This window comes from Halorubellus sp. JP-L1, assembly GCF_011440375.1.
Taxonomy (GTDB): Archaea; Halobacteriota; Halobacteria; order Halobacteriales; family Natrialbaceae; genus Halorubellus.
In genome coordinates this window covers 1,183,335-1,209,148 of sequence record NZ_JAAOIR010000001.1, presented here as the reverse complement: position 1 = coordinate 1,209,148, position 25,814 = coordinate 1,183,335, and the positions used below count along the sequence as shown (strand labels likewise).

Here is a 25,814-nt window from a genome sequence, read left to right as displayed (position 1 = left end):
GGCGGTCGTACGACACCGGTGATGCAGGATCGGACCTTCCTGGCGCTGGCGCTCGCTCTCACGCTCGTGCTCGCTGGCTGTACCGGCGGTAGCGATCGGACGACTGCGTCGTCGACGATCGCGACGACGGACGGGGCGACGACGGAATCGGAGACGACCGCGACGACGGACGGGGCGACGACGGAACCGACAGGGACGGAATCGACGGGGACGGAATCGACGACGGTGGCGGACCCGCCCGAAGTGAAGACGGAGAACTGCCGGTACGGCGGCGAGGGCGACGACGAGATCGTTCGCGAGTCCGGTGCGTGCCTGCCGTTCGACGCCGACACCGTCTATCGGCGAGTGCTCGAGATGGCGGGCGTCGACCTCGATGAGGGCCCGACGCTCCGGGCGATTCCGGCGCGGGAGACCGACCGATTCGAGTTCGGTTTCAACGACGCCACGTTCGGTGCGACGATGGGGATCGCACCCGACGGCCCTCCGAGCGTCTTCGTCCCGGGGTTCGCCCAGCCGAACCAGAACCCGGACGGCACCGTCAGTCCGGCGGTGACAATGCGGTACGTCGGCCTCTGGAACGATAGCGCGCTCCAGGATGACCTCGACATCACTTACACCGCGAGGGACGCTGAAGTGACGGCCGCCCACGAGTTCCTGCACGTCGTCCAGTTCTACCGCGGGAGCCAGCAGCGCCTCGCTCGCAACCTCACCAGCGAGGGTGTGAACCTCGCGGACGTCGAACTCGCCGTCGTCGAGGGGTCGGCGACGTTCTTCGAGGCCGAGTACCAGCGCGAGCACATGAACGAATCGGACGCGGGTCGGAATCGGTCGGCGTGGGCGAACGCGTCGGCGTACGCAATGGCGCAACTCGGCCCGTACGTGACGGGCGCGGACTACGCGCGCTGGTACCTGAACGGGTCGACTGAGAACTTCGAGAAGCTCTACGACGACCCGCCGGTGTCGATGGAGCAGATCATCCACAAGTACGAGCCCGACGAGGAACTCCCGAAGAACCTCAGCGTGAACGGCGAGGTGTCCTCGGAGTGGGCGACGCCGTCGTTCCCCGAGACGAGGGGCGAGCTCTTCCTGCGGTCGGCGCTCCGCTCGGGCGTCAACGGCTCGCAGGCGGCCCGCGGTGCGGCCGGCTGGGGTCAGGATCGCGTCGTCGCGTTCCAGAACACGTCGTTCTCGCCCCAGGGCTACTACAAGTACGGCTGGGGGTGGACGATCCGGTTCGACGACGCGACCGAGGCCGCGGAGTTCGAGACGATCTTCCAAGAGTGGCTCGAAGCGAAGGACCTGCGCGAGAGCGGCGTCTACGGCGAGGACGAGCACGAGACGTTCCGGCTGATCGAGGTCTCCGACGAGACGGTCGTGGTGCTCGCCGGCCACGAGGACTTCACGACGCAGGCGACGGCGAGCGGGAATACGACGCAGGTCGTCGTCGAGCACACGAGCAGGGACCAGACCGGCGAGGACGAGGACGAGGATGAGTGGACAGAGGAGGGCGACGGCAACCAAACGGTGACGGCGATTTGGGCCGGACGGTCGGCGGCGTGAACGGTTCGAGCGACTCCGGAGCCGTCGACGCGACTCGGCAGTCCGAACCGTTGGGGAACACCGGCAGATATCGTCGGATACGACAACGCGAGCGTCGTTTCGCGTCGTTTCTTCTTCCAATCATACCACAACAGTTAATGCGAAAACATACTGTTTTGTAATTAGTTTTTGATGACGAACCGAACGCTCATCGCAGTCGTCCTCGCTGTCACGATGGTCCTCGCCGGGTGCAGTACCGGGACCAACACGGGGACGACGGCACCGACTGACGACACGACGACCGCCGAGACGACGGTCGCGACGACGACGGAGGCGGACAGCACGACCACGTCCGCGGACTCGTCGGACGACACGACGACCGCGGAACCCACGACGACGACCGAGGACTACCCCGAGGTCAAGACCGAGAACTGCAGGTACAGCGGCGAAGGTGACGACGACATCGTCCGCGAGTCCGGCGCGTGCTTGCCGTTCGACGCCGACGAAGTGTACAAGCGCGTCGCCGACATGGCGGACATCGACATCGACAAGGGGCCGTCCGTGAACTCCATCCCCGCACGAGAGACCTCCCGGTACGACTTCAACTTCAACAACGACACGTTCGGTGCGACGATGGGGATCGCACCCGACGGCCAGCCGAGCGTCTTCGTGCCCGGGTACGCGTCGCCGAACTCGAACCCCGACGGCACCGTCAGTCCGGCGGTGACGATGCGGTACATCGGCCTCTGGAACGACACCGCGCTCCAGGAGGAACTCGGCATTCGCTACACCGCGGCGGACGCGGAGGTGACGGCCGCCCACGAGTTCCTGCACGTCATGCAGTTCTATCAGGGAAGCCAGGAGCGGCTCGCACAGAACCTCTCGAGCGAAGGCGTGAACCTCGCCGACGTCGAGCTCGCGATGGTGGAGGGGTCGGCGTCGTTCTTCGAGAGCCAGTACCAGCGCGAGTACATGGACAACCCGGACGCGATGCGGAACTTCTCCGCGTGGTCGAACGCGAACGCGTACTCGATGAAGCAACTCGGCCCGTACGTGGCCGGCTCGCACTACACGCGCTGGTACCTGAACGGGTCGACGGAGAACTTCGAGAAGATCTACGACAACCCGCCGAAGTCGATGGAGCAGATCCTCCACAAGCATCCGCCCGACGAGGAGCTCCCGAAGAACCTCAGCGTGAACGGCGAGGTGTCCTCGGAGTGGGCGACGCCGTCGTCGGCGGAGACGAAGGGCGAGCTGTTCCTGCGGTCGGCGCTGCGGTCGGGCGTCAGCGGTGACGATGCCGCGGCCGGTGCGGCCGGCTGGGGCCAGGACGGCGCGATCGCGTTCCAGAACACGTCGTACTCCGCAGCGGGGAACTACAAGTACGGCTACGGCTGGGCGATCCGGTTCGACAACGCGACCGAGGCCGCGGAGTTCGAGACGATCTTCCAGGAGTGGCTCGAGTCGAAGGGCCCCCAGGAGAACGGCGTGTACGGCGAGAGCGACGACCAGACGTTCCGCATGATCGAGATCTCTGAGGAGACCGTCGTGGTGCTCGCGGGCCACGAGGACTTCACGACGCAGGCGACGGCCTCCGGGGACACGACCGCGGTCGTCATCGAGCACACCGGCGAGAACCAGACCCAGAGCGACGCCGTTACGGACGACGGTGACGACGAGGACGACGAGTCAACTGTCGCCGGGTCGGTCCACGTCCGTCCGCTGGCGTAACCACCCCCGCGACTCTTCCGTCTGCTTCATCGGTCGACGAGCGACGGCGCAGTCAGACACGATCCGAACGAATAGCCGTCGTCGTCGGGCGATGTGACACGCGAGTCAGTCGAGGTGGGCGTCGCCGCCGGGGACGACCGTCGCGGGGAGGTGTTCGCGGACGCCGCGGACGGCGGCGGCCGGGTCGTCGTCGACGGCGAGCGCGGGGAGCGCGTGGACGGACAGGTCGGTCATGCGTTCGAGTTCGCGCGGGTTCGTGCGTTCGGCGACGGTGTCGCCGGCGTAGTCGTTCAGTACGACGCCGGTGACGGGGACGTCGGCGTCGTGGAGGGCGTCGACGGTGAGCGCGGTGTGGTTGAGGGTGCCGAGGCCGCTGCGGGCGACGACGACCGCGACGTCCGCCAGGTCGGCGACGAGGTCGAGGACCTCTGCGTCGCCGGCGAGGGGCACGCGGACGCCCCCGATGCCCTCGAGGACGCCGACGTCGGCGGTCGCGAGCGCGCTCGCCGCCTCGTCGCGGACGACCTCGTAGGAGAGCGCGACGTCCTCGCGGTCCGCGGCGACTCGTGGCGCGAGCGCCGGTTCGAGGTGGCGCGGGCAGACCGCGGCGTCGTCGTCGCCGCAGGCGACGCGCACGAACGCGGCGTCGTCGTCCGGCGGATGCCCCGTCTGGCAGGGCTTCACCGCGAGTGCGTCGACGCCGCTTTCACGGAGCCAGCCGGTGAGGCCCGCGGTGACCACGGTCTTCCCGACGCCCGTTCCGGTGCCGACGACCGCGAGCGTGCACTCGCTCACGGCGGCTCAGAGGACGCCGACGTCCTCGCCGGCTTCCTTGAACGCGAGGATGCAGTCCTCGATGTCGACGCGGTCGTGGGTCGCCATCGGGACGACGCGGATGCGGCTCGTGCCTTCGGGGACCGTCGGTGGCCGGATCGCGGGTGCGAGCACGCCGCGGTCCCGGACCGCGTCCGCGAGCGCGAGCGCCTCCTCGCGGTCTCCGACCATCACGGGGAGTATCTGGGTATCTCCGTGGACGTCGTACCCGACGTCCGTGAGTCCCTCGCGGAGGTGCGTGACGTTCTCCCAGAGCCGCGACCGGACGGCGCCGTGGCGCGCGATGTGCAGGGCCTCGCCCGCCGCCGCGGCCGCGGTCGGCGTCAGCCCCGTCGAGAACACGAACGACCGCGCGTCGTTCACGAGCAACTCAACGAGCGCGTCGCTCCCCGCGACGTACCCGCCCTGGCTCGCGAGCGCCTTCGAGAGCGTCCCGAGCTGGACGTCCACGCGATCGCTCAGTCCCTCGCGCTGGACGATCCCCCCGCCGTCGTCGTACAGGCCCGTCGCGTGCGCCTCGTCGACCATCACCCACGCGTCGTGGCGGTCCGCCGCGTTGCAGAGCTCCGCGAGCGGCGCGACCGTCCCGTCCATCGAGAACACGGTGTCGGTGACGACGAGCCACGACCCCGGCCGGTCGCAGGCCGCCATCTTCGCGCGGAGGTCGTCGGCGTCGCAGTGCCCGTACACCACGACCTCCGCGTTCGAGAGCCGACAGGCGTCGACGATGCTCGCGTGATTCAGCGCGTCCGAGAACACGACATCGGGGTCGAGCGCGGCGATGGTGCCGACGTTCGCCGCGTACCCCGAGGAGAACGCGAGCGCGCGCTCCGTGCGTTTCGTCTCCGCGAGCCGCGCCTCCAGGTCGCGATGCAGTAGCGTGTCGCCGGTCACGAGCCGGCTCGCACCGGCGCCCGTTCCGACGGTCTCGGCGGCCTCCGCGACCGCTCGCTGCACGCGCTCGTCCTGGGTCAACCCGAGGTAGTTGTTCGACGCGAACACGAGCTCGCGCTCGCCGGACAACACCGGGAGGTCGCCGCCCGGGTCGGGCGCGAAGTACGCCGCCGAGTCGACCGCGTCCGCCGGCTGCAGGTCTCGGTACAGGTCGGCCTCGCGGATCTCGGTCACGCGGCGTGCGACGTCGAACCCGTGCCCCGACGTCCCCCCGTCGACGCCAGCGTCGTCGTCCGTCCCACTCATCTATCTCAGTAACGGAAATCCGATGTGATAGGTTTCCCGGTATCGCACTCGCCGCTTGCGCCCTGCTAGCGCACGAGATCGCCGTCGACCCGACGACGGTGCGTATCGACCCGACGACGGCGCGTATCGACCCGACGACGGTGACCCTTGACCCGATGACGAGGCCTCTCGACCCGACGACGGTGTCCCTCGACGGTGGAACCGGAGCGTCTGCTCTCGGTCAGGACGAGACGGGAAACGGACCGGAAATATCAGAATCCGGGCATCAGTTCCGCGGGGCCGAACACGCCGGTTCGGCCGTCGCGGTTCATCGCGACGCCGCGACGCACGTACCCGAGCGCGGGCCCGTTCACGTTCGCCTCCATGCTCGTGTCGTCGCCGAGTTCGAACGTGTTCGTCGCCGTCTCGCCGTCGAACGTTCGCCCCGTGACCTCGACGGTCGTCGTCACCGGCTTCTCGTCGGAGCGGACGTCGAGGACGCCGCCGACGGAGACGTCCGCGGCGTCGCAGACGCCGGCGCGCTCGAGGAGGACGTCGTCTGCGTGCTCCATGTCGTGGAACTCGAACCGGCCGTCGTGCTCGTCGACGAGCGCCTCGATCTCGGCCTCGCTCATCTCACGAGCGGTCTCGACGTCGTAGCCGTCGAGGTGCGCGATGTCCTCGCGGACGGTGCCGCGGTTGTCCTCGTACCCGGACTTGAGCCCGACGCCCCACCAGATGTCGACGGACTCGACCTCGACGAACGACTGCGCCGCCAGTGCCGCCGCGCCCGTCAGGAACCCCGGCGTCGCGCCCGCGCCACAGACGAACGTCATCCCGGCGTCCGCGAACGTCTCCTCGCGCTCGTCGAGCGTCCCGATGACGCGCGAGCGCTTCAGGACGTCCACGAGCACGCCGTCGTAGCCCGCGTCCGCGAACCGCTCGGCGGTGTTCGGCACGAAGTCGTGCTCGAGGTTCGGGAGCGCGAGCAGGACCGCGTCGATGCCGGCCGCGACCGCCTCGTCGATGACGTCCTGGATCGGGGACCGCGTCGGTTCGGCCTGCGCGCTCGCGACCACGCCGGCACCCGCGCCGTGTTGCTTGACCCCGCCGTCCGCGTCGGCGGCGACCTCACCGCCGTCGGTGAGGGGGCCACCGTCGCTCCCGGTCGCGTCGCCTGCGCTCTCGACCCCGTCGCCGACCTCGTACGCCTCTTCACTCGCTATATTCCCTTCCGTCGCGTCGAGCAGTTCGTCGACGTCGAGGCCGTCGCGGTCGACCGCGATGCCGTTCCGGTCGCACGCCGCGACCGGCGTGATGCCGTCCTTGTACTGGGATACCTCGAGCGTTCGTCGACCGATGCCGCCCGTGCCGAGCACGGCGAACGTGATGTCTCGTGTCATGCGTGGATCGTGAATGTCGTCAGTCGTCGTCGTTTCGCGTCGCGGTACTGGTCGCGGACCCCGCCGCCGTCTCCGGCGGCACATCTGCGGTCGCGCCGTCGTCGTCGCTTTCGGCCGTCACCGCGTCCGCCGATTGCGTCTCGCACTCGCGGCCTTTCACCGCCTCGGGGTCGAACTCGTTGACGTCACGGTTCGGTTCCAGGCCCGCGCGTTCGATGATCTCGATGTCGTCGCCCGGCGACTGCCCGTCGGTCGTGAGGTAGTCGCCGGTGAGGATGCCGTCCGCGCCGGCCTCGAACGGGAGGTGCTGTTCGTCCATCGCGAGGTTCACCTCGCGACCGCCGGTCAGGCGAACGCGAGCGTGCGGGTGGAGGAGTCGATACACGGCGACCGTCTTCAGTATCTCCGCCGTCGAGATGTCCGCGGACTCCATTCCCCCCATCGCGGTGCCCTCGACGGGATTGAGGACGTTCACGGGGAGGCTGGAGACGCCGACGTCCTGCAAGGCGATGGCGGCGTCGACGCGGTCGGTCGGGCTCTCGCCCATTCCGAGGATGACGCCCGCACAGAGGTCCATGCCGGCGTCCTTCGCGACCTCGAGCGTCGCGACGCGGTCCTCGAAGTCGTGCGTGTCGACGACCTCGGGGAAGTACCGGGGACTCGTCTCGACGTTGTGATTGTAGTGATTGATGCCCTCGTCGGCGAGGATTGCGGCCTCCTCCTCGGTGAGGATGCCGAGGCTCGCGTCCACCTCGACGTCGGTCTCGTCGCGGACGAGTCGTATCGCGCGGATCACGTCGTCCCACTCGTCGGGACGACGCTCCTTCGAGACGCCTTTCTCCGCGACGACGATCCCGAACCGCTGCGCGCCGTCGCGCTCCGCGCGCTCGGCGGCGTCGAGTATCTCCTCGGGGTCGAGGAACCCGTACGTGTCGATGCCGGTGTCGAAGTGGACGGACTGCGCGCAGAACCCGCAGTCCTCGGCGCAGTTCCCGGCCTTCGCGTTCACGATGGAGCACGCGTCGACGGTGCCGTCGCCGAGTTCGCTTCGGACGTGGTCCGCGGCCGGTGCCAGCGCCTCGACCGGCTGTGCGATCAGCGCCAGTCCGTCGCGTCGGTCGAGGGTCTCCCCGTCGAGGACGCGTTCGACGGCGTCGTCGACCGTCCGATTCCCAGTCTCGTAAACCACGGCCTAGGTCGCGGTTGACGACTATATAATTGTTGGGGTATCGACGGCGGAACGAGTCCGACGTGGCGGGATCGAACGTCCGAAGCGGAGTCCGCCGGCGTCGCGACCGCTCGCGGTGTGACGGGATCGAACGACCGAGAAGGTGACCGACACCGCGGCGTCAGCGGTCCGTGCCGGTACCCAGGCCCGGGATGGCGACGCGCTCCTCGACGACGCTCATCCCCTTCGACGCGGAGACGACGAGCCCGAGGTAGAGGAGTGCGACGAGCGTGAAGATGCTCGTGTACGCGAAGTTCTGCGACGCGATGCCCTGCGAGACCTTGTACAGTTCCGGGACGGTGATGAACGCCGCCAGCGACGAGTACTTGATGAGGTAGACGAGCTCGTTCGACCAGCCGGGGATCGCGATCCGGAGCGCCTGCGGCAATACCACGTACCGGATGCCCGCGAGCCGCGAGAGTCCGACCGCGCGCGCCGCCGTCAACTGGTCGCCCTCGACGGACAGTAGCGCCGACCGGATGTACTCGCCCTGGTACGCGGCGCTGTTCACCGTGAACCCGATGAGTGCGACGTACACCGCGGTCGCGGGCAGGAACCCGCTCTCGGGGAGCCCGCGGAAGTACTGCGAGAGGTTCAGCGCGTAGTAGAGCACGAACAACTGTGCGAGCAGCGGCGTCCCCCGGATCAGTTCCGTGTACAGCAGCGAGACGGCGGACGACACGGACCCGCCGTAGACGCGAGCGACCGCGAGCGGCACCGCGATGACGAACCCGAGCACGATACCCACGACCGTCAGGACGATGGTGAGCCACGCCGCGTCCGCGAGCTGCGGGAGGAACTCGACGGCGAACGCCAGCGACTCCGACACCGGCCGGACCGCCTCCGGGTCGACGAACGGCTCGTCCGGTCCGACGCCCACGCCCGGCGGGAGCAGCCAGTTGTTCGCCCAGCGCAACGCCAGCCAGCCCCAGAACGCGACCGCCGCGATCGTCCCCACGCGCGAGAGGACGCGCCACTCCTCGACGACGACCTCGTCTCGCTCCGCGGAACTCCGTTCGGCGCCCGCCATCAGCGATCGTGCATCGTCGTGATGCGTTCGAGAAACTGTGCCGTCCGGTCCTCGCGCGGGTCCTCGAACAGCTGCTCGGGCGGCCCCTCCTCGACGATGCGGCCGTCCTCGAGGAAGATCGTGTCCGTCGCCGCCTCGCGCGCGAACCCCATCTCGTGCGTGACGACGAGCATCGTCATCCCGCCGGCGGCCAGGTCCCGCATCACCTCCGTGACCTCGCCGATGAGCTCCGGGTCGAGCGCGCTCGTCGGCTCGTCGAACAGCATCAACTTCGGCTCCATCGCCAGCGCTCGCGCGATCCCGACGCGCTGCTTCTGGCCGCCCGAAAGCTCGCCGGGATACGAGTCGAGCTGGTCCCCGAGCCCGACGCGCTCCAGGTGCTCGACCGCCGACGCACGCGCTTCCTCGGCGTCCATCCCGCGGACCTTCCGCAGCCCGAGCGTGACGTTCTTCAGCGCCGTCAGGTGCGCGAACAGGTTGATGTCCTGGAACACCATCCCGACGTTCCGACGGAGCTCGTCCACGTCCGTCTCCGGATCCGTGACGACCTCGCCACCGAGCCGGATCACGCCCGAATCGACCTCCGTCAACCGGTTCACGCACCGAAGCATCGTCGACTTCCCGCTCCCGCTCGGCCCCATCAGGACCGTCACGTCGCTGCGGTCCATCTCGAAACTCACGTCCTCCAGCACCTGCTCGTCGCCGTAGGACTTCGACACCGACTCGACGCTCAACAGTGGCTCGTTATCACTCATGTGTAGCCTCCGCCATCGCCTTCGCGATTCCTCCGGGATTGCGTATCGCTCTCATCACGAATCCTCCGGGATCGCGTACCGCTCGTTCAACTGGTCGAGTGCGCGGTTCGTCCCGAACGTCAGCACGAAGTACACCGCGCTGATCGCGAGGATCACTTCGGTCACGGCCGTCGTCTCCTGCACGAACAGCTCCTGGCTGCGCGTCAGGAGCTCCGCGAGCCCGATCGCGATCGCGACGCTCGTGTCCTTCAGGACGATCGTGAACTCGTTCTGGAACCCCGGCACGGACCGCCGTAGCGCCTGCGGGACGACGACGTGCCGGATCGCGTCGACCTTCGACAGCCCGACGGCGCGAGCCGCCTCCATCTGGCCCGCGTCGACGCTCTGGAGCGACCCGCGGAACAGCTGCGCCTGGTACGCAGCACTCCGCAGACCGAGCCCGACGACCGCTGCGACGAACGCGTCGCTCACCGGGAGGACGCGATGGATCGGGAACCACTCGGTCACCGGGAACACGAAGAACGTGAAGATGAAGATGACGACGATCGGCGTCCCCCGGAGGACCACGCCGACTATCTCCACCGCGAGCTTCGCGTACGTGCTCCCGTACACCTCGATCGCGCCCGCGGGAAAGCCCGCGGCGAACCCGAGGAGGATGCTCGCGATCGTCAACGCGACGGTCAACAGGAGGCCGCCGGCGAGGTAGTCCGCGTTCTGGCAGACGAACTGCCAGTCCGCGGGCAACCCCGCACAGACCGCGACCACCTCCAGTAGGGCGCCGACGCCGACGACCATCTGGTCAGGCCTCGCTGAACCACTCGTTCCGTATCTCCTCGTACTCGCCGCTGTCCTGGACCGCGGCCAGCCCGTCGTTGAGCGCCGACGTCATGTCGTCGGCGTCCTCGCGGAGCCCGAACCCGTACCGTTCCCCGGTCTCGTACGTGAACGCGATCGTCACGGGGCGCTGGGCCTCGAACGTGTTCGCGACCGGCGTGTCGACGACGACCGCGTCCAGGTTCTCGTTCACGAGGTCCTCGACGGCGAGGACGTAGCTCCCGTACGTCTTGAAGTTCGACTCCTCGAGGTCGCCGGACTGGACGAGTTCCTCGTCGACGACGCTCGCGCCCGTCGTCCCCTCCTGTGCGCCGACGGCGTGCCCGGAGAGGTCGTCGAGCGACCCCGGACTGAACGAGCCGTCCTCGCGGACGAGGATCGCCTGGTCCGCGTTGTAGTAGGGGTCCGTGAAGTCGATCGTCTCGTCGCGCTCGTCGTTGATCGTCATCGCGGCGGCGACGACGTCGATGTTCTCGTTCGTGAGCGCGGGGATGAGCGACGAGAACTCGAACTCTCGCCACTCCGTGAGTTCGTAGTCGGTCTCCTCGACGACGGCCTCGAGGAGGTCGATATCGAACCCGACGAGGTCACCGCCTTCCTTCATCTCGAACGGTGGGAAGCCGGGCGCCGTCCCGGCGACGATCTCCTGGTCGCCGCCGGCACCGAACGAGCTCAGGCAGCCGGCGAGGCCGGCCGTCGACGCGACGCCGGCGACCTTCAGGTACGAACGCCGGTCCATGCTGAATCTGCGAGACATACCTCGAAACGACATCCCGACGCCGCATCAAGGTTTCGTCGTCGACACCGCTCTCCGGTGACGGAGGCGGACTCCAGGCCGCGAGCACCGCCGGGCGGCGCCGGGTCAGGCGGCGGTGGCGCGTGCGGCCGGGCCGACGCGGTACGCGACGAGCGCGGCGGCGACGGCGAGCGCGAACACGAGCCCGATGACGGCGGCGTGCGCGGTGAGGAGTGCGCCGCTGGCGCCGCCGACGGCGACGCGACCGAGCGCGATCTGGACGGGGAACGCCCCGAGGGCCGCGGCGGCGAGCCAGCGCGCGCGAGCGTCGAGGACTCCCCAGCCGCCGACGACGGCGAACGCGAGCGCGGCGAGGACGGTCAGGGAGACCGCGTAGTGTGCGGTCTGCACGGGCGGCGTGTACCGCGAGAGCACCTGTGCACCGAAGAGGACGACGAGGGGCTGGGCGACGGCGGCGACGGCGAGCGCGCGCCGGTACGCGCCCGCAGAGACGACGTCGCGGTAGACGAGCGTCGTCGCGACGACGACGCCCGCGAAGATCCCCATCGCGACCCAGTAGTGCAGGAACAGGATCGGTCCGGTGAACTCGAGGACGGTCTGCCGGCCGAGGAGCACCTGCACGGGCAGGAGGACGACCGCCGCGGTCGCCGCGAGCTTGACGTATCGTGCGTGGTCGTCGAGCCACGCGACGGCCGCGGTCGCGAGGATGAACAGGCCGGTGACGCCCGCGACGACGCGGTGGATCATCTCGAAGAAGCTCGGGACGGACTGCGGGAAGAGGTTCAGGAACCCGCCGTCGCAAACCGGCCAGCGCGCCTGGCACGCCAGTCCCGCGCCGGTCGCCTTCGTCGAGACGCCGAGCAGGATGGTGAGGAACGTGGCGGCGACAGTCAGGGCGGCGAGCCACCGGAACCCGCGTCGCGAGAGGTAGGCGTCGCGCGTGCCACTCATACGCGGCCGTTCGGACAGCGGGTACTTACGTCGCTCGTTCTCGGACGCGGCCGACGACGCACTACCTCGTCCTCGCTTCGCGGCCCGCCGCCACGGACGCCCTTATTCGCCTGGACGCCCTTCCACCTACCATGAGCGAATCAGATGCGAGCGAGCGAGACGTTCCCGAGACCGACGCGGAGTGGCGCGAGCGACTCGACGACGAGTCGTACCGCGTGATGCGTGAGGCCGGGACGGAGGCGCGGTTCTCCGGCGACTACGTCGACCACTTCGAGGACGGCACGTACCGCTGCAAGGGCTGCGGCGAGGTCCTGTTCGACTCGGAGACGAAGTTCGACCACGGCTGCGGGTGGCCGTCGTTCTACGCCGCGGAGGACGCGAACGTCGAGACGCGCGAGGACCTGAGCCACGGCATGAAGCGCATCGAGGTCGTCTGCGCGAACTGCGACAGCCACCTCGGGCACGTCTTCGACGACGGACCCGAGCCGACTGGGAAGCGCTTCTGCATCAACTCGGTCTCGATCGAGTTCGACGACGAGTGAGGGTTCGAGTGCGTCTTCGATCGGTCACGTACTCGCGTCGGTGACTGCGACGTCGCCGACGCCGTCGACGTGGACGTCGTACCCGCAGTACGTGAACTCGATGCTGCAGGGACCCTGGTCACCGTCGTAGAGCGCTTCGAGCGCGTCGGGGTCGAGGACGTCGTAGAGCGGCGGTTTCAGCGAGACGGGGTTCGAACCCTCGGCGTCGGCGACTGCGCGAAGAATCGTCTCGGTGATGCTCTCGTCGTCCCGTCGCCGTGACGGCGAGGGTGAAGTAGCTTTCATCGGAGTGCTCTCGGCGACACTCGCAGAAAAACCTCACTCTTGGGTATAAGTAGGCTTCAGATTTCGAACCTCGGGCTGGGAACGAAACGGCGTCGCTGGTGGCGGTTACTGGCCAAACGCTTGCTCGAAGAGGTCGAGTGGTTGGGAGACGTGTTCCCGGACGAGGTTCTCATGCACGATGTCGAGCCCTAGCCCGTCGAGTTCGTACGCGAGGTCGGTCATGCCGTCCTTGTCATCCGCGGCGGCCAAGAGGTAGACGTTCTCTCGCCCGGTCATCAGCGTGACCGCCTCGACGATGCCGGGGCGTTCGAGCGCCTTCTCCGCCAGTTGTTCGCGTCGCTGCACGCGTGCCGTGCAGACGAACACGTAGTAGTGCTGGACGCCAGCGGCGTCGTAGTCCACGTCCGCGCGATACCCCTGGATCGCGCCCGTCTCCTCCAGGTGCTCGATCCGGTTCCTGACGGTGTTGTCCGATACGTTCACCGCCCTGGCGATCTCGGTGATCGGCTTCCTCGCGTTCTCCTGGAGGTGGTGGAGGATGGCTCGGTCGACGGCGTCGACGGGACGCTCGGGCATGCACTGGACTACCGAGCCACGGCGAAAACCGATTATCCCAGTTTCGTTACGGGTTACCGTCGTTCGGTTACGCCCCCCGAGCGAATCGACCGGTTCGTCCGAGACAAAAAGGGAGAAGCGAGGCCGCGAGCGGTCCTCAGGCGAGGCGGGCGAACGCGAGGTCGCCGCTGACGGACTCGACGAACGCGTCCACGACCTGTCCCTCGCGAGCGCCGGAGACGAAGATCGTGTAGCCGTTCTTCTTCGCGACGCCGTCGCCCTTCCGGCCCGTGCCGGTGATCTTGAGCTGGTACGTGCGCCCGGACTCGACGTCCTCGTTCACCGTCGAGGAGGACTTCGAGGAGGACTTCGCGACCGGCCGGAACGCACCGCAGGCCTCGCAGCGGAGCATGTCGACGCCGTCCTCGGTGACGAGCTTCGTGTCGGGGAGCCCGCACTCGGAGCACGTGACGAACTCGGTGACGTACGCGTCGATCGCGGCCTGGAAGTCCGCGATGTCGAACGACCCGCTGTAGCGTGCGGTGGAGCCGTCGAACTGGCCGCTCGTCCCGAGGTCGCGCTGGATGGACCGGTGGAGGTGGTCGGCCTCGCGCGAGAGCGCCTTCGAGATGCCTTCGAGGTTCGTGAGTCGCGTGAACGCCCCGTCGGTCTGGCCTTCGGGGTCGGGGACCTGGAGGCGGTCGCCACCCTCTCGCGGTGTCTCGGGCAGCACGTCGTAGGCTCTGTCGAGCGCTGTAGCGTATTCCATACCACTGAAAGACCACGGGGACGTAAAGCCCCTCCGAGACGTGCGTGGGCGCGCCGCACGCGCAGTGCGCTGCACGCGGAACGCGGCCGCTACGTGTCACTCGAAGACCGCCGCTACGCGTGAGGCGCAGACGCCGCTACGCGTGAGGCGCAGACGCCGCTACGCGTGAGGCGCAGACGCCGCTACGCGTGAGGCGCAGACGCCGCTACGCGTGAGGCGCAGACGCCGCTACGCGTGAGGCGCAGACCGCCGCTACGCGTGAGGCGCAGACCGCCGCTACGCGTCACGCGCCGGCGGTGCCGTCGAACCGTTCGACGTGCCTTCGCCGTCAGTCCGCGCGCACCCACTCCTCGAGCGTGTAGCCGTCGTACTCGGTCTCGCCGGCGAGGGTCCACTCGTCGCGGTCGAACTCGGGGTAGTGCGCGTCGCCGTCGTACTCGCCGTGGACGCGGCTGAGGAGCTGCCGGTCGACGACGTCGAGGAACGCCTCGTAGATCGCGCTCCCGCCGAGGACGTAGAGCGTGTCGCCGTCGAGGTCGCTGGCGACGTCGATGGCGTCCTCGACGCCGCCGGCGTGGTGTGCGGTCGGTCGCTCCCAGTCGCGCTCGGTCCGCGAGAGCACTATCTGCTCGCGTCCGGGCAGGTCGTCGAACATCTGGAACGTCCGGCGGCCGATCGCGACCGGGTCGTCGGCGACGCGCTCGCGGTACCGCCGCACCTCCTCGGGCAGGTCCCACGGTAGTCTGTCGCCCGCTCCGATGACGCCGTTCCCGGCGACGGCGGCGACGCTGACGATCTCCATGCTGGCCACTACGACTGCTGGTGCCGTGAACGTCCCGGTCGGCGACGGTCGCCTCCATCTTACGGGGCACGACCCGTCGTTCGTTCACCCGGGGTGAACGACGACAGTCGCGAGTGGCCGCTCACCGAAACGCCCGAAAGCGGTCGTCTGAGTGCCCGAGACGCACCGATGACACGTGCTCGCATGCCAATCAACATACTTAAGTCTATCCCTCTCCAGTAACGACTGTGAGTGAAAATACTGGGCGCAAGAACCTTCGAATGCCCAACGACGACGAGGTGTTCGCCGTGGTCACAGAGCACAACGGCGGCAATCACGTACGACTGCGATGCGCCGACGGCGAGGACCGAATGGGCCGGATCCCCGGTCGCATGAAGTACCGCGTCTGGATCAACGAGGGCGACGTGGTCATCGCGGAACCGTGGGACTGGCAGGACGAGAAGGCGAACGTCGAATGGCGGTACACCGACGAGGACGCGGACCAGCTCCGGGCGGAAGGCCACATCGACTGACAGCTGATTTCTGGACGTTCGACTCCCGCGACCCGACGCGGACAGCGATAGCTCGGCCGATACTACGACTCGAGGATCCGGCTCTCCAGCGAGCGCGATTCTCGGGGCGGACGCGGACCTCGTGCTCGGCTCCACTGGATCGTCCGCGAGCGCGGCGAGACCACCGACGTCCATGAGCACGAGTACGTCTGCAACGCGTGAGCGGGTAGATCAGGGGCGTGAACGGTTCGGTAAGCGACTGGTCGGGACGTGAAGCGCTTCAACCGCCGCTATCGACTCGACTTCGATCCGGTCGGTCGTCCGCCGGGCCGGTAACGCATCGCGGGGAACCGCTGTTCGCCGTCGCATCGAGCTAACGCAACCCTACGGTCGCTGAACGAAACGAACGATCTATCCGTCGTCCGTAACTTCGTCGTTGCCGTCGCTATCCTCCCAATAACCAATTCCGTCCGGGGCTGAATCCCGGTCGATGACACGACGCGAACTCACTCGACGGAAGCTCGTCACTGGACTCACGACTGCGCTCGCGGTCGGCGTCGCCGGCTGTGCCGGCCCCGAGACCGGTGACAACGAGACCGACCCCGTTGGTGGCACCGAGGAAGACGACGGACTGACCGAGGAAGAGGACGGTACGGAGACGGAGGTCGGCGAAGACACCGAGACGGAGGTCGGTGAGGATACTGAGACGGAGATGGGCGAAGACACCGAGACGGAGGTCGGTGAGGATACTGAGACGGAGATGGGCGAAGACACCGAGACGGAGGTCGGTGAGGATACCGAGACGGCGGCCGGCGAAGGAACTGAGACGGAGACCGAGTAGACTTCGGTGGCATCGCGGCCGGCGAGGAGACGAAGACCGAGTAGACGGCGGTGGCGTCGCGGCCGACCGGCGACCGACGCCTGCGGCGAGCGCTGGAACGGGGCTCCGAGGGATCGATTCTTCCTCGTCCGGATCGCGTTCGCGGCACTCCAGTCCTCCCGTACCTCCCGAAAGACGAGAGTCCGAGTAGGCCTCACCGTCGCACACCCACCGAGACCGATGGGTGGTCGCGGACTCGGGCGCGCGCGACGAGTACCACCTGGATTGCCACAACGCTGATTTGGAAGGACCGTCGATATCGACCGATGCGTTCGGGTGGCCGTACCGAGTGCGCTGAGCGTGCGGTGTCGCCAGTCGTCGGTGGCGTTCTCGTCCTGGCGATCGTCGTCACGCTGGCAGCTGTCCTGCTGTTCATGGTGTACGGACTCGGCGGCGAGACCGATCCGACGCCGCAGGCCCAACTCGAACTGACGCCCGACGAGGCCGGGAGCGGCTACGAGCTACGGCACCTCGGCGGCGACGCCATCGGCGACGGCGACGGCCGCGTCGTCGTCGAAGGGGTCGCGAACCAGTCGGTACTTGCGTCGAAGACGCTCACCGCGAGCACGGCCGTGAACGTCACGCCGCTCGCCGAGACGATCAGCATACTGTACTACAGCGACACGGGCGAGAGCTACGTCGTCGCGACGTTCGACGCCGAACCGCTCCCCGTCACGCCCGACGAGGGCTGCGAGTGGGTGGACGACCAGACGAACGGCGGCACCGACGACGTCACCGTCGACGGCATCGTCGTGAACTGCGACGTCGTCACGGACGGCGACGTCACCGTCGAGGACGGCGGCGCAGTCGTCGGCGACGTCGACGGCGAGGAGGTCACGTTCGACGACGGCGACGTGTACGGCGACGTCACAGCGGACGGCGAAGCGGACTTCGCGAACGCGCTCGTCGAGGGGACGGTGACGTCGCCCCAGGACGTCGACCTGGAGGACACCGAGGTCACGGGCCCCGTCGACTCCGGTGGGGACCTCACGCTCGACACCGGCTCCAGCATCGACGGGGACGCCGCGGGCGACGAGGTCGACCTCACGAACTCGGCGATCGACGGGTCCGTCACGGCGACGGAGGACGTCGACCTCTCGGACGGCGAGGTGACGGGCGACGTCGACGCCGACGACGACGTCACCCTGGACTCGGGGTCGCGGATCGGCGGCGACCTCGACGGGGACGAGGTATCCGTCGACGCGTCCACGGTCGAGGGATCGGTCGACTCGACGAGCAGCGTCGACGTCTCAGGCAGTACCGTCCAGGGGTCGGTCACCGCGGACGACGACGTGACGGCGTCGGGTGCGAGCCTCGTCGGCACGGTCGAATCCGACGGCGACGTCACCGTCGACTCCAGTACGTCGATCTCGGGCGGCATCGACGGGAACCAGGTCGGGGTCGCCGGGTCGTCCGTCGCCGGCGACGTCGACGCGGACTCGGACGCGTCGGTGTCGGGCGCGACGGTCGAGGGCGGCGTCGACTCGGACGGCGACGTCACGGTGGATTCGAGCACGGAGATCGCCGGGGACGTCGCCGGGAACGAGATCGGCGTCTCCTCGTCGACCGTGTCCGGCGGCGTCGACGGAGACTCGGACGTCACCGTCCAGTCCTCGACCACGGTGGACGGGAGCGTCGAGTCAGCTGGCGACGTCGGAGTCTCGTCGTCGACGGTCGGTGGCGACGTCGCGGGAGCGGGCGAGACGACCGTCGACGACGCGACCATTGGGGGCGACGTCTTCGAGGGCGGGTCCTTCTCCTGTAGTTCGTCGACGATCGACGGCGAGGACTGCGGGGACTACGCGCCCGAGGACTACGACGACTACTCGATTCGCCGCGCCCGCTGACGCGTCGCGACCGTCGACGCCTGACGCGGTTCGGCCGGGAGCCGAATCCTCAAGGCCCCCGTCGTCGTCCGTACGCCCATGACCGTCGCACGCGCCATCGAGGTCGAAGGGCACGTCATCGACTCGGGGACGCTCCAGCGGTGCATGACGACCATCATGGATTTGGGTGGGGACTTCGACGTCGAGCAGTTCGACGTCGGCCGCCACAAGCACGCGGAGTCGTACTGTCGGATGCTCGTGATGGCCGACGACGAGGAGACCCTCCACGAGATCCTGCACGAACTCCACCAGACGGGCGCGCACGTCCCGAACCCGCGGGACGCACGTCTCGAGCCGGCGCCCGCGGACCAGGTCGTCCCACAGGGGTTCTACTCGACGACGAACCATCCGACGCAGGTCCGGCACGACGACGAGTGGTTGGACGTCGAACGCATCGAGATGGATTGCGCGGTCGTCGTCGACCCGGACGCCGACGGCGGGCCGCGTGCGTACACGAAGGTCCTGAACGCGATCGAGGCGGGCGACCTCGTCGTCGCCGACGAGTTCGGGGTGCGCGTCGACCCGCCGGACCGTCCCCGGGGCGGGAGCGGTCCGTTCGGGTTCATGCAGGGCGGCGTGTCGAGCGAACGTCCGAGCGAGAGCCTCATCGAGGACGTCGCGGACGTCATCCGGGAGGCGAAGGCCGACGGCGGGACCGTGCTCGCCGTCACCGGCCCGGCGCTCCTGCACTCGGGCGCCGGCCCGGAGTTCGCGCGCCTCGTCCGCGAGGGGTACGTCGACGCGCTCTCGACGGGGAACGGGTTCGCGGTGCACGACATCGAACGGAACATCTACGGGACGAGCCTCGGGCTGAACGTCGAGACCCTCGAGAGCCCGCGGAAGGGCCACAAGCACCACATCTACGCGATCAGCGAAGTGATCCGCGCCGGCGGGATCGAGGCCGCGATCGAGGACGGCGTCGTCGACTCCGGCGTCATGTACGACTGCGTCCAACAGGACGTCGACTACGTGCTCGCTGGGAGCATCCGCGACGACGGCCCGCTCCCGGACACGATCACGGACGCCGTCGAGGCCCAGAACGCCATCCGCGACCAGGCGCACGAGGCGGACGTCGTCATCATGCTGTCGACGCTCCTCCACAGCGTCGCCGTCGGGAACTGCCTGCCGTCGACGACGCCCGTCATCTGCGTCGACATCGACCCGTCCACCGTCACGCAACTGCTCGACCGGGGCTCCTCGCAGGCGGTCGGGATGGTCACGGACGTCGGCACGTTCGTCCCGACGCTCGCCGACAAACTCATCGACCAGGACGACGAATAGGAGCGCCCGCGGCCGGACGTCGGGTTCAGAGCGCGTCGAGGATGTTCAGGTAGCCACTCCCGTAGTACGCCTTGTCGTAGTCCTCGGGTACGTCCGCCGCGCGCTTGAGCGCACTCTCGACCTGGTTCGCGGTGTAGTTCGGGTTCGCGCTCTTGACGAGCGCTGCCGCACCGGCGACGTTCGGCGCGGCCATGGACGTTCCGGCCGCCCATCCGTAGCTGTAGTCCGCTCCAGTATATGTTCCGTCCTCGAAGACGGGTTCTGCAATTGTGCTCAGAACGAGGTCGAAGTAATAATTTGGATTGGTCGTCTCAAGGTCGGCGTCACCGCCGGGTGCCGCGAGCGTGATCGCGTTCGTCCCGTAGTTCGTGTAGAACGCAGGACTCTCCGGCGGTGCGTCGAGGCGTTCCTCCCCCCAGTTGAACCCGATCGGGCCGGTCGCGGCGACGCTACACGCTTGCGCTCCCTCGTTCGGGAGGCTGATGACGTTCCCGTCGTGCTGGAGGTCCGCGCTGTCGTTGCCGGCGGCAATGCAGAGAAGGGTCCCCTCTTTGTTTGCGTGCGTCATCACGCTGTTGAGGGTCTTCCCGTAGAACTGCCCGTTACCCTTCCTAGAGACGGGGTACGCACCGAGCGAGAGGTTCGCGACGTCCGCGTCGATTCCCGCGCTGTAGACAATGGCAGCGAGGATGTCGCCGAATGATGCGAGCGAGTTCGGCGAGAACACGCGACAGTCGACGAGGTCCGTCTCGGACGCAGTTCCGATAACGCCCTTGCCGTTGTCCTGCGCGGCGACGATGCCACCGACGTGCGTGCCGTGATAGCCGCCAGCCGCGTTCGCCGAGCCGAGGTCGTCGCCGGTGAAATTCCTTGAGACGTCTTCGTTAACCTCGAGGTCCGGGTGGCCGGCAGCGACGCCCGTGTCGATGATCGCGACGCGTGTGTCCTCGCCCTTCGTCGTCTCGTGGGCCGTCGCGACGTCGAGGTCCTGCTTGTCCCATTGGAGTGGGTAGAGATCTTCGTCTTCGACCGACGTCTCCTCGACGGTCGGCGCTCGCGCGTTCACGTCGGGGTCGTCGAGTTCGATCTCGACGTCGGGCGCGAAGTCTTTCACGCGCTTGTGGCGTCGGAGTTCGTTCTTCGATCCGCGGACGACGGCGAAGTCGACGCCGGGCATCTCGTGGACGACGTCGAGGCCTCGGAGACCGCCTTTGCCCTTCGTCTCGACGAGGAATCGGTCGGTTCGCACGGCCGCGGTCACGCTGGTGCCCGTGGCGATGCCGCCGAGTGTTGCGCCACTCACTGTCAGGAACGTTCGCCTGTTGACGTTTGGCATGCGCTCGTCCATGCGAACGGATACCATATTGGTATTGCATGCATACCAATAGCAACCGAAACGGAAGCAACGGCTATCTGTACCGAAAATGACGATTGGAAATTCACATTGGGTCTTTACGGGCCCGTAGTAGCGCGTCGGCGTCGCCGGCGGCGTCGACGTGGGCCGAGCCGTCGATCAGGCGCTGGCGTCGTAGCCGGCGTCCTCGACGGCCGCGACGAGCGCGTTCGGGTCCGCGTCGCCGTCGACCGTCGCGGACTCGGCCTCGCGGTCGACGTCGACCGACGCGACGCCCTCGACGTCGGCGAGCGCGTCAGCGACGGTCTCCTCGCAGTGCTCGCAGGACATCCCGGTCACGGTGATGGTCGTGCTCATACACGAGGCTCGACGATGCAGGCATAAACGACTGACGGACGCGCGGACGCCACTGACCTGGCGGTCAGCGAGCGGTGCGAGGCCGTCGCTCGCGACGCCGCGGCCGTCCCGGTGGACGACGCGCCGGCTGTCGGACGTGAGCGTCGTAAAATCGCGGTCTGAAAGTCGCGCTGGCGACTGTTGGGACCTGCGTTAGACGCGAAGAACGTTCTTCGCGCGCGGGCCCTTGGGGGCCTGTTCGATGTCGAATTCGATCTCGGTGCCTTCCGTCAGGTCCTCGCCACCAACGTCCTCCATGTGGAAGAAAACGTCGTCGTCAGCGTCCTCGGTGGAAATGAAACCGTAACCGCCAGTGTCGTTGAAGAAATCAACCTTACCTTCTGCCATTACGATTTATCCTACCCCGAGTACGCGTATAAGCGTTCCGTGTTTGTATTCCAAACGGGAAAAATTACGGGCGAACGTGCGCGATACGGGGTTAGTTCTGTATATTTGTTCTATAACGGCGCGACTTGGCGAGATTTGCCGACCGGACGGGAAGACATGGTTCGATCACTGTCGGTATCCCCACTTCGCCACTGCACGCCAGTCACCCCCACGCACGGCCGTCCAGTGGGTCGGTTCGGGTCGTGCCCCTCGCCCCGGCGTCCCCTGACTCTCGTTCGCACGCCACCACCCGGCGCGCTGGCCTGCCAGTGCGAGCGCGAAGCGTCGCTGTCCCGGGAGCGCCCGTCGCTCGGATGTCTCACATCCACGCTGACACTGGACGTCCGCTCACGAATCGTCGCGATCGCGGTCGACCGCATACTCGGACTCACCGCTTCGACGGTCGTCTGTGCTCGGGTCTCCCGCGACGCCGTCGCCACTCCATCGGTCGTTCGACACGCCCTAACCGTGGTGGCGTGGTCGTCCGTCCGACGGTATCGGTCGGCTTCCGGACCAGTCCTGGAGCCGCCACGTTTCTCTTCGTGCTGGCGAAAACGGCGGGTTACTGGCGGTTCGAGCGCGGCCCGTCGCGACCGCAGTTCGAGGTACGGTCGAGTTATCGCTATCGCCCGTTCCCGTCGATACGTTTCGCCGGAGATGACAGCGAAAAGGGAGTTTGCGGTAACGTTCGCGTAGCGCTTTCACTCTCTTCGGTTACCGAGGTTGGCCCGCTGCATAACAAAACGCCTCGCGGCGAAATAGTCGAAAGCATGATAGACGAACGGACAACACGTGGAAAACTCGTCACACTGACCATGGTCGTCGCGGTCATGTTCGGAATCGGCGTCGCCGGCGCGGTGACCGGCGCACCGACGAACGCGGCCACGTCGGGACAGACAGACGCGAGCACAGCAGCGAATCAAGAGGTCACGGCGACGAACGTACAGGCCGAGGAGGTCACGATGAACGACGTGACCGTCACGAACTTCACGGTCGACCTGGCGGAGTTCGATGGCACGCAAGCCACGCTCCAGCAGGCGTTCGACGCCGCGGTCGGCGGGAACGTCGAGGGCTTCTCCGTCGAGTCGGTGGAGATCGAGAGCATCGAGTCGGCGTCCGTGAGCGTCGAAGACGACGTCGCCACCATCAACGCGGAGATTACGTCGATCACGCTCGTGGGCGTGCAGGCGGATAGCGTCACGTTCGACGGGCCGGCCTCCGAGGCCGGTGCGGTCGACGGGATGCTGTCCGGCGGAAGCCTGAGCGTCGGCGAGACGGTCGTCACCGGCCTCTCGGTCGAAGAGCTGCGAATCAGCTCCGCAGAGGAGGAACCGACGGAGACCGAGACCGAGACGGAGACCGAGACCGAGACGGAAACGGAGACCGAGACCGAGACGGAAACGGAGACTGAGACCGAGACGGAAACGGAGACCGAGACCGAGACGGAAACGGAGACCGAGACCGAGACGGAAACGGAGACTGAGACCGAGACGGAAACGGAGACTGAGACCGAGACGGAAACGGAGACCGAGACCGAGACGGAAACGGAGACCGAGACCGAGACGGAAACGGAGACTGAGACCGAGACGGAAACGGAGACCGAGACGGAAACCGAGACGACGACCGAGGAGGAACCCGAGCCGATGGCGTCGGTGACGTTCGACGACCAGACGCTCGAGAACGACACCGTGGTCGTGCAGAACGTCTCGGTGTCCGACGGCGGGTTCGTCGTGATCCACAACGACGAACTGCTGGAGGGTGACGCACTCGGAAGCGTCGTCGGGGTCTCGGAGTACCTCGAGGCGGGGACGCACGAGAACGTCACCGTCGAGCTGTTCGACGTGCCGGGGGCGAACGTCAGCGAGGAGGACCTCACTGACTCGCTGATTGCGATGCCGCACCTCGACACGAACGGGAACGAGACGTACGACTTCGTCCGGACTGACGGCGCCGAGGACGGTCCCTACCTCGATGACGGCGAGGCCGTCGTCGACGACGCCTTCGTGACCGTCGAGGACGAGACGGAGACGGAGACGGAAACGGAGACGGAGACGGAGACGGAAACGGAGACGGAGACGGAGACGGAGACGGAGACCGAGACTGAGACGACGACCGAGGAGGAACCCGAGCGGATGGCGTCGGTGACGTTCGAGGAACAGACGCTCGAGGACGACTCGGTGGTCATCGAGAACGTCACGGTGCCCGAGAGCGGGTTCGTGGCGATCCACAACGACGAACTGCTGGAGGGTGACGCGATCGGGAGCGTCGTCGGGGTGTCCGAGTACCTCGAGGCGGGGACGCACGAGAACGTCACCGTCGAGCTGTTCGACGTGCCGGGCGCGAACGTCAGCGAGGACGACCTCACTGACCTGTTGATCGCGATGCCGCACCTGGACACGAACGGGAACGAGACGTACGACTTCGTCCGGACCGACGGCGCCGAGGACGGCCCATACGTGCTGAATGGCGAAGCGGTCGTCAACACCGCAGTCGTGACCGCAGACGACGACGGCGATGACGGTAACGAGACGGAGACGGAGACGGAGACCGAGACCGAAACGGAGACCGAGACCGAAACGGAGACTGAGACGGAAACGGAGACTGAGACGGAGACCGAGACCGAAACGGAGACTGAGACGGAGACTGAGACTGAGACCGAGGAAGAGCCCGTACAGGAAGCGTCTGTGACGTTCGAGGATCAGGCGCCCGAGGATGGCACGGTCGTCGTGCAGAACGTCTCGGTGTCCGATGGCGGGTTCGTGGCGATCCACAACGACGAACTGCTGGACGATCCCGTCGGGAGTGTCGTCGGGGTCTCGGAGTACCTCGAGGCGGGGACGCACGAGAACGTCACCGTCGAGCTGTTCGACGTGCCGGGGGCGAACGTCAGCGAGGAGGACCTCACTGACCTGCTGATCGCGATGCCGCACCTCGACACGAACGGGAACGAGACGTACGACTTCGTCGCGACGAACGGGTCCGCGGACGGTCCGTACGTCGAAGCTGACCAACCCGTCATCGACGACGCCGTCGTGACCGCCGAGGACGGCGACGACAGCACCGAGACGGAGACGGAGACCGAAACGGCAACCGAGATGCCGAACGAGACGGAGACGGAGACCGAAACGGCAACCGAGATGCCGAACGAGACGGAGACGGAGGCAGAGACGGAGACTGGAACGGAGACGGAGACTGGAACGGAGACGGAGACTGGAACGGAGACGGAGATGCCGAACGAGACCGACGAGGTCTCGTCCGTGACGTTCGCGAATCAGACCTCGAACGGAACGGCCGTGGTCGTGGAGAACGTCACGGTGACCGAGGGCGGGTTCGTGGCGATCCACAACGCGTTCCTCTTCGAAGGTGACGTGGTCGGGAGCGTCATCGGGGTCTCGGAGTACCTCGAGGCGGGGACGCACGAGAACGTCACCGTCGAGTTGTTCAACGTGACTGGCGCGAACGTCAGCGAGGACGACTTCACCGAGCTGCTCGTTGCGATGCCGCACCTCGACACGAACGGGAACGAATCGTACGACTTCGTCGCGACGAACGGGTCCGATGACGGCCCGTACACGGTGAACGGCGGCGTGCTGATCGACGTCGCGAACGTCACCGTCGAGAACGAGACGACGGAGACCGCGACGGGGACGGAGAACGAGACGGACGGGAACGAGACGACGACCGAGAGCGTGACGGCGGCGACGGCCGCTGCCGTTGCGACGCCAGCGAGCGTGACGGCTGCACCGGTGGCTGCGCAGGCGGTGCCGGTCGCCGCGGAAGCGGCTCTCTGAGGCACGGAGTCGCGTTCGGTTCGCGCCGAGCGACCCCCGGTGCGAGCGGCCTCGTGGACGGCCACGGGACCGGCCCGCACCGCGGTCGCTGACGCAGTTTTTCTTTCGCGGTCGCGATCACAGCGATGCCCGTGATCGGCCGCTATCGGCGAAT

General features: G+C 67.5%; 24 protein-coding genes. 8 read left to right on the top strand and 16 right to left on the bottom strand.

The genetic code is table 11. The annotated features are described in order from the left end of the window. The first annotated feature begins 21 nt into the window (after positions 1–21). Positions 22–1,560, top strand: coding sequence for a hypothetical protein (locus G9C85_RS06000; RefSeq protein ID WP_166037879.1), 1,539 nt, complete (start codon positions 22–24; stop codon positions 1,558–1,560). A gap of 171 nt (positions 1,561–1,731) precedes the next feature. Beyond that, entirely contained in the window at positions 1,732–3,270 is a 1,539-nt protein-coding gene (locus G9C85_RS05995) for a hypothetical protein (protein ID WP_166037877.1), read from the top strand. Positions 3,271–3,375: 105 nt separating this feature from the next. Here the strand turns inward: G9C85_RS05995 and bioD are convergent, their stop codons facing one another. The 9 genes from bioD to G9C85_RS05950 all read right to left on the bottom strand — a co-directional run bounded on the left by bioD (position 3,376) and on the right by G9C85_RS05950 (position 12,241). Beyond that, positions 3,376–4,065 carry a dethiobiotin synthase gene (bioD, locus tag G9C85_RS05990; protein ID WP_166037875.1) on the bottom strand — a complete coding sequence of 230 codons (690 nt, stop codon included), beginning with the start codon at positions 4,063–4,065 and terminating at the stop codon, positions 3,376–3,378. A gap of 6 nt (positions 4,066–4,071) precedes the next feature. After that, the gene (locus G9C85_RS05985; protein ID WP_166037873.1) at positions 4,072–5,304 is read right to left on the bottom strand and encodes an 8-amino-7-oxononanoate synthase; all 1,233 of its coding nucleotides are present in this window, start codon (positions 5,302–5,304) and stop codon (positions 4,072–4,074) included. A 251-nt stretch (positions 5,305–5,555) separates the two neighbouring features. Beyond that, positions 5,556–6,686: a transcriptional regulator gene (locus G9C85_RS05980; protein WP_166037871.1), complete on the bottom strand. Its 1,131-nt coding sequence runs from the start codon at positions 6,684–6,686 to the stop codon at positions 5,556–5,558. Positions 6,687–6,705: 19 nt separating this feature from the next. Then, positions 6,706–7,875 carry a biotin synthase BioB gene (bioB, locus tag G9C85_RS05975; RefSeq protein ID WP_166037869.1) on the bottom strand — a complete coding sequence of 390 codons (1,170 nt, stop codon included), beginning with the start codon at positions 7,873–7,875 and terminating at the stop codon, positions 6,706–6,708. Positions 7,876–8,035: 160 nt separating this feature from the next. Then, entirely contained in the window at positions 8,036–8,944 is a 909-nt protein-coding gene (locus tag G9C85_RS05970) for an amino acid ABC transporter permease (protein ID WP_166037867.1), read from the bottom strand. Further along, positions 8,944–9,699 (bottom strand): amino acid ABC transporter ATP-binding protein, encoded by a 756-nt coding sequence (locus G9C85_RS05965; RefSeq protein ID WP_166037865.1) that lies wholly within the window; start codon positions 9,697–9,699, stop codon positions 8,944–8,946. Before G9C85_RS05965 ends, G9C85_RS05970 begins: the two co-directional genes overlap by 1 nt. 54 nt (positions 9,700–9,753) lie before the next feature. Continuing rightward, positions 9,754–10,494 (bottom strand): amino acid ABC transporter permease, encoded by a 741-nt coding sequence (locus G9C85_RS05960; RefSeq protein WP_166037862.1) that lies wholly within the window; start codon positions 10,492–10,494, stop codon positions 9,754–9,756. A 4-nt stretch (positions 10,495–10,498) separates the two neighbouring features. Next, the gene (locus tag G9C85_RS05955; RefSeq protein WP_166037860.1) at positions 10,499–11,290 is read right to left on the bottom strand and encodes a basic amino acid ABC transporter substrate-binding protein; all 792 of its coding nucleotides are present in this window, start codon (positions 11,288–11,290) and stop codon (positions 10,499–10,501) included. 105 nt (positions 11,291–11,395) lie between these two features. Then, entirely contained in the window at positions 11,396–12,241 is an 846-nt protein-coding gene (locus G9C85_RS05950) for a COX15/CtaA family protein (protein ID WP_166037859.1), read from the bottom strand. 131 nt (positions 12,242–12,372) lie between these two features. On the opposite strand from G9C85_RS05950, the gene msrB reads away from it, so the two are divergent. After that, complete coding sequence (msrB, locus tag G9C85_RS05945; protein WP_166037856.1) at positions 12,373–12,783, top strand: peptide-methionine (R)-S-oxide reductase MsrB; 411 nt, start codon at positions 12,373–12,375, stop codon at positions 12,781–12,783. 24 nt (positions 12,784–12,807) lie between these two features. On the opposite strand, the gene G9C85_RS05940 is transcribed toward msrB, so the two are convergent. The 4 genes from G9C85_RS05940 to G9C85_RS05925 all read right to left on the bottom strand — a co-directional run bounded on the left by G9C85_RS05940 (position 12,808) and on the right by G9C85_RS05925 (position 15,194). Continuing rightward, positions 12,808–13,068 (bottom strand): HalOD1 output domain-containing protein, encoded by a 261-nt coding sequence (locus G9C85_RS05940; RefSeq protein ID WP_166037854.1) that lies wholly within the window; start codon positions 13,066–13,068, stop codon positions 12,808–12,810. A 105-nt stretch (positions 13,069–13,173) separates the two neighbouring features. Next, positions 13,174–13,644 carry an Lrp/AsnC family transcriptional regulator gene (locus G9C85_RS05935; RefSeq protein ID WP_166037852.1) on the bottom strand — a complete coding sequence of 157 codons (471 nt, stop codon included), beginning with the start codon at positions 13,642–13,644 and terminating at the stop codon, positions 13,174–13,176. Between the two features lie 136 nt (positions 13,645–13,780). After that, positions 13,781–14,392: a translation initiation factor IF-2 subunit beta gene (locus G9C85_RS05930; protein ID WP_166037850.1), complete on the bottom strand. Its 612-nt coding sequence runs from the start codon at positions 14,390–14,392 to the stop codon at positions 13,781–13,783. A gap of 328 nt (positions 14,393–14,720) precedes the next feature. Beyond that, positions 14,721–15,194, bottom strand: coding sequence for a dihydrofolate reductase (locus G9C85_RS05925; protein WP_166037848.1), 474 nt, complete (start codon positions 15,192–15,194; stop codon positions 14,721–14,723). Positions 15,195–15,421: 227 nt separating this feature from the next. On the opposite strand from G9C85_RS05925, the gene G9C85_RS05920 reads away from it, so the two are divergent. The 4 genes from G9C85_RS05920 (at position 15,422) to G9C85_RS05905 (ending at position 19,732) form a co-directional block, all read left to right on the top strand. Next, positions 15,422–15,706 (top strand): translation initiation factor eIF-1A, encoded by a 285-nt coding sequence (locus G9C85_RS05920; protein ID WP_166037846.1) that lies wholly within the window; start codon positions 15,422–15,424, stop codon positions 15,704–15,706. Between the two features lie 469 nt (positions 15,707–16,175). Then, positions 16,176–16,526, top strand: coding sequence for a hypothetical protein (locus G9C85_RS05915; RefSeq protein ID WP_166037844.1), 351 nt, complete (start codon positions 16,176–16,178; stop codon positions 16,524–16,526). Between the two features lie 305 nt (positions 16,527–16,831). Further along, the gene (locus G9C85_RS05910) at positions 16,832–18,412 is read left to right on the top strand and encodes a type IV pilin (RefSeq protein WP_166037842.1); all 1,581 of its coding nucleotides are present in this window, start codon (positions 16,832–16,834) and stop codon (positions 18,410–18,412) included. 78 nt (positions 18,413–18,490) lie between these two features. Then, the gene (locus G9C85_RS05905) at positions 18,491–19,732 is read left to right on the top strand and encodes a TIGR00300 family protein (RefSeq protein WP_166037840.1); all 1,242 of its coding nucleotides are present in this window, start codon (positions 18,491–18,493) and stop codon (positions 19,730–19,732) included. A 25-nt stretch (positions 19,733–19,757) separates the two neighbouring features. Here the strand turns inward: G9C85_RS05905 and G9C85_RS05900 are convergent, their stop codons facing one another. The 3 genes from G9C85_RS05900 to G9C85_RS05890 all read right to left on the bottom strand — a co-directional run bounded on the left by G9C85_RS05900 (position 19,758) and on the right by G9C85_RS05890 (position 21,830). Continuing rightward, on the bottom strand, positions 19,758–21,068 hold the full coding sequence (locus G9C85_RS05900) for a S8 family serine peptidase (RefSeq protein ID WP_166037838.1): 1,311 nt from the start codon (positions 21,066–21,068) through the stop codon (positions 19,758–19,760). 177 nt (positions 21,069–21,245) lie between these two features. Further along, positions 21,246–21,443, bottom strand: a complete 198-nt coding sequence (locus G9C85_RS05895) for a heavy-metal-associated domain-containing protein (RefSeq protein ID WP_166037836.1) — start codon at positions 21,441–21,443, stop codon at positions 21,246–21,248. A gap of 192 nt (positions 21,444–21,635) precedes the next feature. Further along, complete coding sequence (locus G9C85_RS05890; protein WP_166037834.1) at positions 21,636–21,830, bottom strand: cold-shock protein; 195 nt, start codon at positions 21,828–21,830, stop codon at positions 21,636–21,638. An 854-nt stretch (positions 21,831–22,684) separates the two neighbouring features. Here G9C85_RS05890 and G9C85_RS18815 point away from each other — a divergent pair. After that, positions 22,685–25,660, top strand: a complete 2,976-nt coding sequence (locus tag G9C85_RS18815; RefSeq protein ID WP_240148781.1) for a hypothetical protein — start codon at positions 22,685–22,687, stop codon at positions 25,658–25,660. Positions 25,661–25,814: the final 154 nt, after the last annotated feature.

What these genes read in the sequence shown, in the direction of transcription:
- G9C85_RS06000 (WP_166037879.1), top strand. Translation starts at nt 22, where the DNA reads ATGCAGGATCGGACCTTCCTGGCGCTGGCGCTCGCTCTCACGCTCGTG.
- G9C85_RS05995 (WP_166037877.1), top strand. Translation starts at nt 1,732, where the DNA reads ATGACGAACCGAACGCTCATCGCAGTCGTCCTCGCTGTCACGATGGTC.
- G9C85_RS05985 (WP_166037873.1), bottom strand. Translation starts at nt 5,304, where the DNA reads ATGAGTGGGACGGACGACGACGCTGGCGTCGACGGGGGGACGTCGGGG.
- G9C85_RS05980 (WP_166037871.1), bottom strand. Translation starts at nt 6,686, where the DNA reads ATGACACGAGACATCACGTTCGCCGTGCTCGGCACGGGCGGCATCGGT.
- G9C85_RS05970 (WP_166037867.1), bottom strand. Translation starts at nt 8,944, where the DNA reads ATGGCGGGCGCCGAACGGAGTTCCGCGGAGCGAGACGAGGTCGTCGTC.
- G9C85_RS05965 (WP_166037865.1), bottom strand. Translation starts at nt 9,699, where the DNA reads ATGAGTGATAACGAGCCACTGTTGAGCGTCGAGTCGGTGTCGAAGTCC.
- G9C85_RS05960 (WP_166037862.1), bottom strand. Translation starts at nt 10,494, where the DNA reads ATGGTCGTCGGCGTCGGCGCCCTACTGGAGGTGGTCGCGGTCTGTGCG.
- G9C85_RS05955 (WP_166037860.1), bottom strand. Translation starts at nt 11,290, where the DNA reads ATGTCTCGCAGATTCAGCATGGACCGGCGTTCGTACCTGAAGGTCGCC.
- G9C85_RS05950 (WP_166037859.1), bottom strand. Translation starts at nt 12,241, where the DNA reads ATGAGTGGCACGCGCGACGCCTACCTCTCGCGACGCGGGTTCCGGTGG.
- msrB (WP_166037856.1), top strand. Translation starts at nt 12,373, where the DNA reads ATGAGCGAATCAGATGCGAGCGAGCGAGACGTTCCCGAGACCGACGCG.
- G9C85_RS05940 (WP_166037854.1), bottom strand. Translation starts at nt 13,068, where the DNA reads ATGAAAGCTACTTCACCCTCGCCGTCACGGCGACGGGACGACGAGAGC.
- G9C85_RS05935 (WP_166037852.1), bottom strand. Translation starts at nt 13,644, where the DNA reads ATGCCCGAGCGTCCCGTCGACGCCGTCGACCGAGCCATCCTCCACCAC.
- G9C85_RS05930 (WP_166037850.1), bottom strand. Translation starts at nt 14,392, where the DNA reads ATGGAATACGCTACAGCGCTCGACAGAGCCTACGACGTGCTGCCCGAG.
- G9C85_RS05925 (WP_166037848.1), bottom strand. Translation starts at nt 15,194, where the DNA reads ATGGAGATCGTCAGCGTCGCCGCCGTCGCCGGGAACGGCGTCATCGGA.
- G9C85_RS05915 (WP_166037844.1), top strand. Translation starts at nt 16,176, where the DNA reads ATGACACGACGCGAACTCACTCGACGGAAGCTCGTCACTGGACTCACG.
- G9C85_RS05910 (WP_166037842.1), top strand. Translation starts at nt 16,832, where the DNA reads ATGCGTTCGGGTGGCCGTACCGAGTGCGCTGAGCGTGCGGTGTCGCCA.
- G9C85_RS05905 (WP_166037840.1), top strand. Translation starts at nt 18,491, where the DNA reads ATGACCGTCGCACGCGCCATCGAGGTCGAAGGGCACGTCATCGACTCG.
- G9C85_RS05900 (WP_166037838.1), bottom strand. Translation starts at nt 21,068, where the DNA reads ATGCCAAACGTCAACAGGCGAACGTTCCTGACAGTGAGTGGCGCAACA.
- G9C85_RS05895 (WP_166037836.1), bottom strand. Translation starts at nt 21,443, where the DNA reads ATGAGCACGACCATCACCGTGACCGGGATGTCCTGCGAGCACTGCGAG.
- G9C85_RS05890 (WP_166037834.1), bottom strand. Translation starts at nt 21,830, where the DNA reads ATGGCAGAAGGTAAGGTTGATTTCTTCAACGACACTGGCGGTTACGGT.
- G9C85_RS18815 (WP_240148781.1), top strand. Translation starts at nt 22,685, where the DNA reads ATGGTCGTCGCGGTCATGTTCGGAATCGGCGTCGCCGGCGCGGTGACC.